The organism is Sandarakinorhabdus glacialis, from assembly GCF_014643455.1.
In the GTDB taxonomy this organism is placed as follows: domain Bacteria; phylum Pseudomonadota; class Alphaproteobacteria; order Sphingomonadales; family Sphingomonadaceae; genus Sandarakinorhabdus; species Sandarakinorhabdus glacialis.
This window is the reverse complement of record NZ_BMJM01000024.1, coordinates 1-6,343: the sequence shown is the minus strand read 5'-3', so window position 1 is coordinate 6,343 and position 6,343 is coordinate 1. Positions and strand designations below refer to the sequence as shown.

The window sequence follows — 6,343 nt, the reverse complement described above, 5'->3', positions numbered from 1 at the left end:
GGGGCTAGCCCCGCCATCGGAAACACTCCTACTGGCGGCATGATCGAAACCCGGGATTAGCTTAACTTCGCCGCCAAACTGTCCAAACAGACGGGACCACCTCAGCCCTCATCAGAGGCTTACGTTCGAGCTGGTGATGGAAGATCTCAGCATCGCCATCGCCAAGGTCGAAGCCAAGCTCGATGCCGTCAGCACGCCGGCCAAACGGGCCGAGAAGCAGCGCCGCGCTAACCTCGGCAAGCCGCCGGCGCACCTCGAGCGCATCGAGCAGGTGATTGATATCTGCAGCAAGCAATGCGCCTGCTGCGGCGGTGCGGCGGGCTGTGTCAGCCCGCGTAAAGACACATATTACTGGGCCGTCTTTAGCGCAGTGCGATCGAAGGAGGCGTGAAAAACCTTTCCAGCGGCGAACGTTATCGCCATCACAAGGCTGCCTCAAAAGCTAACCTTGGCGGCTTCGGTAAGGAGGGTGGCTCGCCACCCTGGCGACGGCGAGACCAAGAAGCTGTCCCGTCATTCACGCCAAAGCACGGCAGCACACAGCTAACCAGAGCGATCGACATAGGGGGCTTCGGGCGCGTCCGGCTTATCAGAGGCTGAGAAAGGCACGGTCATGGGTCGCTACCCAAATAGAGCCAGCGCTACTCTTGCCACTTCGACCGGCTTTTCAAATCGCGGAACATTGTGCCATTCTGAGGGTAGGTCCGAATAGCCGGTCGCAAACACGAAGGGGATTCTGCGAGCCGTCAGAGCTTCAGCGACGGAGAACACTTTTTCGCGGCCCAGACTAACGTCGAGGATGGCGCCGTCCACGGACTCGATCGCGAGCAGGGCAAGCGCGTCGTCGACCGAAGCGGCCGGCCCGATGACGTGCGCGCCGGAAAGTTGCAACTCCTCCTCTAAAGCCATGGCGATCAAATACTCATCCTCGACCAGCAGGATATGGCGGTTACGCAACAGCGCTACACTCACTGCCAAATTCCGTTGCTTGTCGTCCGCGAGATCGGAACAGCGATGGTGCAACGGACGCCATCGACACCCAACTCGTAAGTGGTTTTCGCCTTAAGCTGATAAGGAAGCGCACGCTCGATCAATTCGCGGCCATAGCCACTTCCCTGTGCGAGCGCGCCAACGTCAGGCATCGTAACTCCGCTTTCTCGCCACTCGACATGGAGGCAGGGCGGATCGTTGCCTACTGGAGGGTCGATACGCCAGCCCACAAAAAGATGCCCATCAGCGGCAGCGAGCGCACCGTACTTAAGCGCATTGGTGGCCAATTCATGAATTGCCAGTGCAAATGTCTGGACCGTTCTCGACGGCAATACCACGTCGTCCGGGCCTTCAAGCGTGAACTTATACGCCATGCCGTCGGTCGCGCCATAAACCGCCAGCTCCGAGCACAACAACTCCTTGAAAGTGATCTTTTCGCCGGCTGCCAGATGTGACAGAAGGCCCTGGACTCGCGAAAGAGCGGACAGGCGCAATCGGAAACGCGCCCCAAAATCCTCCAGCGATGCGGCATTGCCGAGGGTCCGGTCGGAAAGCGCGCGGACTACTGCTATCAGGTTGCGGGTCCGGTGCTGTAGCTCGGCAACAAGCACGCCTTGGCGATCGGTCGTTTTCTTCGCATCGGTGATGTCCGCGCCAAGGCCCGCTATATATCGCACCTCGCCATTCGCATCGCGGAGCGGAAAACCAGTGTCGTGGATCCATCGCAACGTCCCGTCCGACGCGCGTCTGATTTGAAACTCCTGCTCGACTCGTTCTCCCGCACGAACGCGGCGGAAATTGGCGAGCACGGATTTGCGATTTTCCGGTTTGATTAACCGAGCCCAGCTCCGCAAGCGTCCGTCCCCGCTGTGGTCCGAGCCGACAGTGCCGTAAATCTTATCAAAGGCGGGGCTGGCGAACTCCATCCGCATCGTCTTGGTGTCCCTGATCCAAAGGACGTTGGTGGAAGCGTCGCTGAACTCGCGAAAGCGCTCCTCGCTATCGCGCCGCGCCGCTTCGGCCCGAGCGCGCTCGACCGCCGCCCAGGTGCGTTCGGCGACATCTTCGACAAGGGAGACTTCGCCCGGTGTCCAGGCCCGAGGGCGCGTCGAACCGGCGACGATTGCCCAAAGCGGATTGCTCGCGCCTTTGCGCAAGGTCGCGGCGATCGCGGCACGCAATCCGAGGCCACCAAAACTGGCTCGGTCGCTGTCGGAAAAGCTTTTCATCGTGGTGGCGTCGTCGATCACCAATGTCTGATCAAACGCGATCCGAAAAGCATCCGGAAAGTCGGACAAGCGAATCCGAGCAGGCACCGGAGGCAGACTGTCGTCGTGAACCTGGTGAGGAAATTCGGCGATGTCCTCCTCCAGCCGATAAATCCCGACGTAGCAGCGATCGAGCCCCATCTGCTCGAACAGCATCCGGAGCGCCCGGTCCGCCACAGCCTCGGCGCTTGGCTCCGCCCGCAGCACATCGCTCAGTTTCAGCAGGAACGCCTGATTGTCCTCGCTCTCGCGTAACGCCGCATCGGCGGCCTTGCGCTCGCTGATGTCCCGGTAGAATACGGCGATCTCGTCCTCGCCGTGAGGGTAGGCGTTAACCGAAAACCAGCGGTCGAGTGTTTCCGAATATTCCTCAACGGTAACTGGCTCGCCCGAATTGATGGCTGGCGCAAAGATCGCGGTCCAACGCTCCGCATCGCCTGGCGTGACAATGTCGCTGAATTGCTGTCCGATGATCTTTGCGCGGTCGAAGCCGGCCTGATTTTCCATCGCCTTGTTCGCTTGGCGATAGATCAGGTTGATGATTTCGCCGCGAGGCCCCCGCACGACGCCGAAAAGCATGAGGCCGTCAGCCAAATTGTCGAACAGCGCTCGATATTTCTCTTCGCTCTGGTTCCGGGTAGTTTCAGCGCGAGCGCGCTCGACGGCAGCCCACGTGCGCTCGGCGACCTCTTCGACAAGGGAAATTTCGCCCTGTGTCCAGGCTCGAGGGCAAGTCGAGGCGACTGCGACCGCCCAAAGCGGGTCATTCTCGCCCTTGCGCAGGGTCGCGTTGATCAAGGCACCCACCCCGAGGGCAGCGAAGCCGGCCCGCTCGCTATCCGAAACGCCTTCCATCTTTACGATGTCGTCGATCACCAGTGTCCGATTTAGCAGGACTCTGAACCCCGCCGGAAAATCGGACAAACGTACCCGAGCGAGCAACGGGGGCAGCCGGTCATCTTGCACCTGGTGAGGAAACTCGCACGTGTCCTCCGCAAGGCGATAGATCCCGACGTAGCAGCGATCGGGCGCCATTTGCTTAAACAGCATCCGGAGCGCTTGGTCCGCCACGGCGTCTGCGCTTGGCTCCGCCCGCAGGGTATCGCTGAGCTTGAGCAGGAAGGCCTGCCGCTCCTGGCTCTCGCGCATGACCAATTCGGCACGCTTGCGCTCACTGATATCCCGGTAGATTGCGACGATCTCGTCTCGGCCGTGCGGGTATGCGGAGACCTCGAACCAGCGATCGACGACTTCGGCATATTCCTCGACAATAGGTGCCTCTCCCGAATCTACTGCTCTGGCAAGAACTGGAATGAAGCGAGCCGCATCGGATGGTGCAAGGATGGCCGTGAGAGGCTGCCCGATTGTCTTTGCGCGGTCGAAGCCGGTCTGATGTTCCAGGGCTTTGTTTGCTTCGCGATAGATCAAGTCGACGACCGTGCCGCTGGCGTCGCGCACGACGCTAAACAGTGCAAAACCCTCTACCATGTTATCAAACAGCGCGCGGTAACGCCCTTCGCTCTCGCGCAGTGCCCGTAGCCCTTCATCCGAAATCCGCGGGGGCGGCGTGGCGCTTATTTCGCGGCTGTTCTCCATCGCTCCGGCTCAACGCTTAATCGACAACGTCAGACCGTACGTCGCAGGCCGCGCGGCGATACGGATGCGCGTGTCGACGAAGCGAAACATGTTGTTCCAGTAATAGACATTGGTCACGTTACGGCCAAACGCGCTCAGTGACCAGCGTCCATCTGCCGTGCGCAGTCCGGCGCGAAGGTCGAGCGTGACATAGGGCTGCAAGCGCAGTTCCGGATCGTCGCCCAAACTCGCATTCGTGGTGCTGTGGTGCGTTATGTTGCCGCCGACGAAAGCGCGGCGGTCCGCGCCGACCGACCAGTCGTAAGTTGCGTCCGCCACCGCCTGCCAACGCGGTGAATAGGGAAATGCCGATCCGGCAAAATCCGTTGTCAACCCGTTCTGGCCGATGCCACTGAAACGCTGAACCTGGCTGTCAGTAAAGGTCAACCCCGCGCCGAGACCGAGGCCCGGCACCGGACGCGCGCGGACCGCAGCTTCAAATCCATACACGCGCGATTGCGGAATATTTACCAGCGCCTCGATTGCGCCAAACACCGCGTCGAGCACCCGGCCACGCACCTGCTTGTCGCGATAATCATAATAGAACGCCGCCGCTTCGACGCGCACGAAATTGCCCAATGGCATCTTCACGCCCGCTTCATAGGCGAGCAGCGACTCCTGCGTCACAGGCAGAAACTGAATGGAACTGCTCGCGCCAAGCGATGGAAAGCTGCCCGATTTATAGCCTTTCGCAACGCTGGCATAGACAAGGGTATCGGCCGCAGTCTGGTAATTCAGGCCCGCCCGCCAAGAGACATTGTTCTCATTGAGCTGATCACGCGTCAAACCTTGCCGCAACGTAGCCGCATCGATCGAAATGCAGCCGTTAGGCGGGACTGGATCGATGACCGGTAGAGTACCGCGCGCGAAGGCGCTAAGAAAACCCAGAAGCTGGCCCAGCGCGGGGTCCGCCCCGGATTTCTCGCAGCCATCGAACTGCTGGCGCGAAGCCGTGTAGCGAAGACCCCCGATCAGCGTCAGGCGGTCGTCCAATCGGTATTCGAGGTTCCCGAACAGCGCGAGACTGCGGGTCCTGAAGTGATAATCGCCCGCCCCCGTGGTGGCGCGCGGAACGATGCCCGGCAGCGGCTCCGCGATCGACACGTCGCCGATATCGGCACTGAAATCATCGTCGGTAATTTGCCGGGTGGCATAGCCGCCGACGAGCCAGCGCAACTGCCCCGTTTCGCCCGCCAGACGAAGCTCTTGATTGAACGATTGCGCGCGCCCGAACAGCCCGAAATCGAGCACTTGGAGCGCGGTGCCGTCTTGATCGAGAAACTTACGCTGGCGAAAGCGCTGATAGCCGCTGATCGAGGTCAGCGTGATTGCGTCGGTCAGGTCGATGTCGGCGCGCAGTGTTGTCTGAAAGAAGTGATCGTCGCTCGACATCGGGAACCCCGGCGTCCAGTCGGCGGCGCGGGCATTATCGGGTGCAGGCGGGTAGGCTTTCAACGCTGGGCGGCAGGTCGGCGGCGAAGCGCATGCTACCTCGATAAGCTGCACGCCTTGCGTATCCGAACGGTCGATCCAGCCATTAACGTTGAGCGTCACTTTCGCGCCCGAACTCGGCTCCCATTCGACAATTGCCCGCGCCGCGCTTTGGCGCATCGCGCCGTTCGTATCCGCGCGGGTGAAGCTGCGTTGCCAATCGCCGCTCTGGACCGTCTTGACCGCGAGCCGCGCCTTCAGCGTCTCGCTTAGCGGCCCGCTGACATAGCTCTCGCCCTCGAAAGTGGCGAACCGGCCGAAGCTGATCGTCGTGCCCGTCTGCGTGGTATCGGTGGGTTTCGCGGCGACATAGTTGATCGCCCCGCCGGTCGAGTTCTCGCCGTACAACGTCCCTTGCGGACCCTTCAGCACTTCGACCCGCGCGATGTCGATCACGCCAACCTGGAGGAAGCTGGGCAATGCGAGCGGCGCTTCGTCGAGATAAACGCTCACCGCCGGGGATGCGGCTAGGGTCGAATCGTAGAAGCCGACCCCGCGCAACGTCAGCACCGGGGGGCCTGCTGGCGTTTTGGCGAACGTCAGGCCAGGAACGACGCGCTCAAGGTCTTCGATTGAACTGATGCCGCGCTCGCGCGCCGTCCTACCTGACAATGCGACGACAGACATCCCGACATCATTTGCAGCCTGTCCGCGCTTTTGTGCCGTGACGATAATTTCGGCGGGATCGGATGGGACGGTTTGCCCGCGGACCGGTGTAGCGGCAAGCGCGCCGCACAGCAACAATAGCTCTCGCAAGTAAAATAACACGTCAGCGTTACGATCTGTGCGGCGCCTCAACATTTATAATACTCACACATGCTTACGGAGGGTTTGATCGACGAGTCCAACACCGCGCTTAGAGCCCGATTCAAAAGTTTATCAAGCGTAGCAGTACTTTGCGGTACGTCGCACGATCATGCGGATGGACGCGATCTGTGCCCATGCGGTTGAGGAAGCGA

The 6,343-nt window shown here is 60.9% G+C and carries 4 protein-coding genes; 1 reads left to right on the top strand and 3 read right to left on the bottom strand.

From position 1 onward, the window contains the following. Positions 1-133: 133 nt before the first annotated feature. Positions 134-391, top strand: coding sequence for a hypothetical protein (locus tag IEW98_RS15835; RefSeq protein ID WP_188764468.1), 258 nt, complete (start codon positions 134-136; stop codon positions 389-391). Positions 392-621: 230 nt separating this feature from the next. Here IEW98_RS15835 and IEW98_RS15830 read toward each other — a convergent pair whose 3' ends face one another. Genes IEW98_RS15830 through IEW98_RS15820 form a run of 3 tightly spaced genes read right to left on the bottom strand, consistent with a single transcriptional unit; the run spans position 622 to position 6,125 of the window. Continuing rightward, positions 622-972 (bottom strand): response regulator, encoded by a 351-nt coding sequence (locus IEW98_RS15830; protein ID WP_207792611.1) that lies wholly within the window; start codon positions 970-972, stop codon positions 622-624. After that, entirely contained in the window at positions 969-3,854 is a 2,886-nt protein-coding gene (locus tag IEW98_RS15825) for a PAS domain S-box protein (RefSeq protein WP_188764464.1), read from the bottom strand. Before IEW98_RS15825 ends, IEW98_RS15830 begins: the two co-directional genes overlap by 4 nt. 9 nt (positions 3,855-3,863) lie before the next feature. Continuing rightward, positions 3,864-6,125 (bottom strand): TonB-dependent receptor, encoded by a 2,262-nt coding sequence (locus IEW98_RS15820; protein WP_188764462.1) that lies wholly within the window; start codon positions 6,123-6,125, stop codon positions 3,864-3,866. Positions 6,126-6,343 lie beyond the last annotated feature (218 nt).